A 4,207-nucleotide genomic window follows, 5' to 3' on the forward strand; every position below is an offset into this window, starting at 1 on the left:
TTTTACGAAATTTTTTGAATCCTTTTATTAAGATTCTAAATTATATGACTATATTCTAGCGTTTTTATGGCATAAGGTATATTTGCCAATATATCCCCTGAAATCATTCCATATTCACCTTTATCCATCTTAGCTAAATCACCAGCTAATCCATGACAATAAACTCCTAGTATAGCTGCTTTATATAAATCTATCCCCTGTCCAATAAAACTAGCTATAACTCCAGTTAAAACATCTCCACTTCCTGCTGTAGCCATTCCTGGATTGCCTGTAGAGTTTATATATACATCCCCTTCAGGATTGGTTACTACAGTATTAGCACCTTTCAGTACTGTTATTACATTATATTTATTCGATACATGTTTAGAATATTCTACTCTATTTTTTTGAATTGTATTTGTACTTATATTTAAAAGTTTAGAAAGTTCACCAGGATGAGGTGTTATTACAGTATCAGCTTTTCTTTTTAATAATATATCTAAACTCCCTTTGGATATGCAGTTTATACCATCTGCATCTAATACTATTGGTTTCTCATAAATTGATAATATTTTACCCATTAATTTTATTCTATCTTCGTCAACCCCTATACCAGGTCCAATTGCTAAAACATTCATATTCTCTATTATTTCCTTTATTTCATTAAAAGAATGCAAAACAAAATGTCCTGTATTCTTATCTTCTACAGGTTTTATTATAGCTTCCGTTACTTTTATGGAGAGAATCTCCGTTAAACTATTTGGTATTATACTATAGACTAGGCCACTTCCACTTTTCAAAGCTGCCATAGTAGATAAAAAAACAGCCCCTGTCATACCTTTGCTGCCTGCTATTATTCCTACTCTACCAAAGTTTCCTTTATGGGATATTTTGTCCCTTTTAGGTAAAATTTTTTTTATAGAAGTAGGAATTTTAGTGGCTATTTTATTAGACTTCCCTTCACCAATTACAAAAGCAATAGCATATTCTTTTTCGTGGGATATAGACAATTCAATGTTTTTAATTCCTAATTTCTGAGAAATACTTAATCCTTTATTGTATAATTGAACATAAGGTTTACCCTTATTATCATGAAGAATTTCCAAATCCCTCCAACCTACTTTTCCTATCCCTGTTCCTAATAATTTAGATAAGGCTTCTTTAGCGGCAAACATACCTGATATGGTTTGTAAGTTATAATTTTTATTCTGTATATATTCTCTCTCAGTCTGTGTGAAAATTTTTTCTAAGAATTTATCCCTTTTATTTTTTAATAAATTTTCAATTCTAGATATTTTAACTATATCAACACCATTGGATAAAACCATGAAGATTCTCCTTTATTTAAATATTTGCTCATCCAATTTTTCAATTTCCTCACTTCCCAATAAACCGTGTAAAAAAGAGTAGGTTAAATTAATCCATTCTTCATAGTCGTATTTTTCGTTAATAAGAACCTTGATCCTTTCTCTTATAATTTCCAATTCATCAGTAACTTCTTGCAACTTTTTTTCTTTTGTTTTAAGTTCTTTGTAACCATAATAAACTGTGGCCTTTAATAAATTAAAATTTAATTCTCTAATCTCTTGAGGAATAGTTTCTAACTCAAAAATTATCTCATTTAATTCTTCATTTATCTTTTCTATCCTTTCTTTATACTCATCTAATAAATCAACAGAATGGGTTTGTTTTTCATTATTTACTGCATTAGATATACCTAAAATCATTTTCATAGAAAGTGTTTTTTCCTTTTGAAGAGTTCTTTCTTTTTTTTCTAATTCTTTTTTAGTATTTACAAGTTGAATTAATTCTGTCTTTATATGTTGAATGTTTTTATTACTTACATCTCCAAATAATTTTAACCAGTTTTCATCTTCTATTAAAATAGGTATCTTATTTTTCAAAACTATATTTTCATCTAAATCTATATTTTTAAATGCCATAATATCCACCCCTCTAATTAGATTATACTATAAAAACCATTAGTATAAATAAGGTATTAGGGCTAATTTATCAACTAATTCTATCTATTCACTAAATCTTTAGCAACCTTTTCAGCATTGTACATAATCTTTTCAACATCTAAAGTTTTTATTTCTCTTTTTTCCATTATTATATTCCCATCTACTATTACCGTATCAACATCTGACCCTTGAACTGAATAAGTTAAGGATGAAATTATATTGTGACGTGGATATAGATGAGGTTTGTCCATATCAATTAATATTATATCTGCTTTCTTTCCAATTTCTATAGAACCTATTTCCTTATCCCATAATAAGGCTTTTGCTCCATTAATAGTTGCCATCTTCAATACAGTTATAGCTGGTACAGATATAGCGTCCATGTTAACTGCCTTATTTACAATGGAGGCTAAATGAATCTCTTCAAACATGTTTAAATTATTATTGCTTGATGACCCATCCGTTCCTAAACTCAGATTTATTCCATACTTTAGCATCTCATCTATTGGAGCAAATCCACTGGCAAGTTTAAGGTTGCTACTTGGATTGTTTACAGGATTTACATTGTTCTCCCTTAATATTTTAATATCCAATTCATCTACATGAACACAATGGGCAGCTATAGTAGGAAGTTTAAATAAACCTAAGTCATAAACATGCTTTATAGGAGATTTTCCATAGGTTTTAAAACTGTCTTCTACTTCTTTTTTTGTTTCTGATAAATGAATATGAATACCAGTATCCAACTCATAGGCTAAATCCATTATATCTTCTAAATAATCAGGGCTGCAAGTATAAGGTGCATGAGGGGCTACCATCACTTTAATTCTTCCATTCTCTTTGCCATTCCAATTATTATAAAGCTCTTTTGTATCATCTAGCTTTTCTTTTTCTTTTCCTGTTTCTTCTACAATTCCTCTTGTCAACACTCCTCTCATTCCAGATTGTTCTAACCCTTTTCCTACTTCATCCATGAAAAAATACATATCACAAAAAGCAGTAGTACCTGATTGAATCATCTCTACCATACTTAAAAGAGAACCCCAATAGACATCTTCTCCTGTAAGTTTTGCCTCTACTGGCCATATTTTTTGAGTTAACCATTCATGTAATGGTAAATCATCAGCATAATTTCTAAGTAAAGACATACCAATATGAGTATGTGCATTTATTAAACCAGGTATAGCAACTTTATTTGTCCCGTCTATAATCCTAGTTGCATTTATATCTTCCTTTATATTACCTATATCTATTATTTTATCATCTTCAATATAAATATTTGTGCTTTCTAATACTTCATCTTTACCATCCATAGGTACTACAGTGATATTTTTAATAAGTAAACTCATTGAATCACTCCTTATAATATATTCTTAAAATAAGTATATCATAAGAGCTAAAATTTCTTATGAAAAAATAGTCGGTATACCTTTAATTTCATCAATTTGTTTATATACCATAATATATTTGGTATAATTTATTTATAAACACTTTGGAGGCATATTATGAAAAAAATAATACCTATTTTATTAATTATAATAGGAATACTATTTCTATTAATTCCTTCTATAAAAGATCAGATAATTAAATACCATAGTAAATCTATTATAGAAGATGAAATTACCAATGAAACTATTAAAGCTAATAATCAAAATGACCAATTAGAAGTAGAGTTTGACTTTACTGCTATAGAAGATGTAGATATAAAATCCGTCATAAAAGGCTCCATAGATTTTGATAAAAAATTTGTAATTGGAACTTTGCTCATTCCAGATCTAGACATAAATCTACCTATAATGAAAGGATTATCTGATGCTAATCTTATGGCAGGTGCTGCTACTATGAAACCAGAACAATCTTTTGGAATAGGAAACTTTACTTTAGCAGGTCATTATATGAAAAATAAGGATTTATTATTTGGAAGTTTAATGGATCTTGAAATAGGAAATACAGTTTATATTTCTGACGGTGAAAAAATCTATGAATACAATATATATGATACAGTAGTTGTTCCCGACACCGCCATGGATATGCTATCCGATGAAAAGGCAGATGAAAAAGGTAAACCAATAATTTCCTTAATGACCTGTTATTTTTCTTCTAAAACTGGAAAAAGATTTTTTGCCTTAGGGGAGTTGGTAGATGAGTACCCTTTAGAGTAGGGATTCTTCGCTAATGGCTCATAATGACAATAAAAATATTCAGAATAACAAAAAAATGCCAGAGTGTCAGAAAAAACGCTTAGGATGGTAATGGCATTTTGT

4 protein-coding genes are annotated in these 4,207 nt (G+C 29.2%); 1 reads left to right on the forward strand and 3 read right to left on the reverse strand.

The features are described 5' to 3' along the window. Positions 1–35: 35 nt before the first annotated feature. The 3 genes from VK998_RS04895 to VK998_RS04905 all read right to left on the reverse strand — a co-directional run bounded on the left by VK998_RS04895 (position 36) and on the right by VK998_RS04905 (position 3,292). On the reverse strand, positions 36–1,307 hold the full coding sequence (locus VK998_RS04895; protein ID WP_325226161.1) for an NAD(P)H-hydrate dehydratase: 1,272 nt from the start codon (positions 1,305–1,307) through the stop codon (positions 36–38). A 12-nt stretch (positions 1,308–1,319) separates the two neighbouring features. Continuing rightward, positions 1,320–1,922, reverse strand: coding sequence for a hypothetical protein (locus VK998_RS04900; RefSeq protein ID WP_325226165.1), 603 nt, complete (start codon positions 1,920–1,922; stop codon positions 1,320–1,322). An 80-nt stretch (positions 1,923–2,002) separates the two neighbouring features. Further along, positions 2,003–3,292: an amidohydrolase gene (locus VK998_RS04905; RefSeq protein ID WP_325226168.1), complete on the reverse strand. Its 1,290-nt coding sequence runs from the start codon at positions 3,290–3,292 to the stop codon at positions 2,003–2,005. Positions 3,293–3,448: 156 nt separating this feature from the next. On the opposite strand from VK998_RS04905, the gene VK998_RS04910 reads away from it, so the two are divergent. Beyond that, the gene (locus VK998_RS04910; RefSeq protein WP_325226170.1) at positions 3,449–4,105 is read left to right on the forward strand and encodes a class A sortase; all 657 of its coding nucleotides are present in this window, start codon (positions 3,449–3,451) and stop codon (positions 4,103–4,105) included. Positions 4,106–4,207: the final 102 nt, after the last annotated feature.

The sequence above is a fragment of the Schnuerera sp. genome (assembly GCF_035459645.1).
GTDB lineage: Bacteria > Bacillota > Clostridia > Tissierellales > Tepidimicrobiaceae > Schnuerera.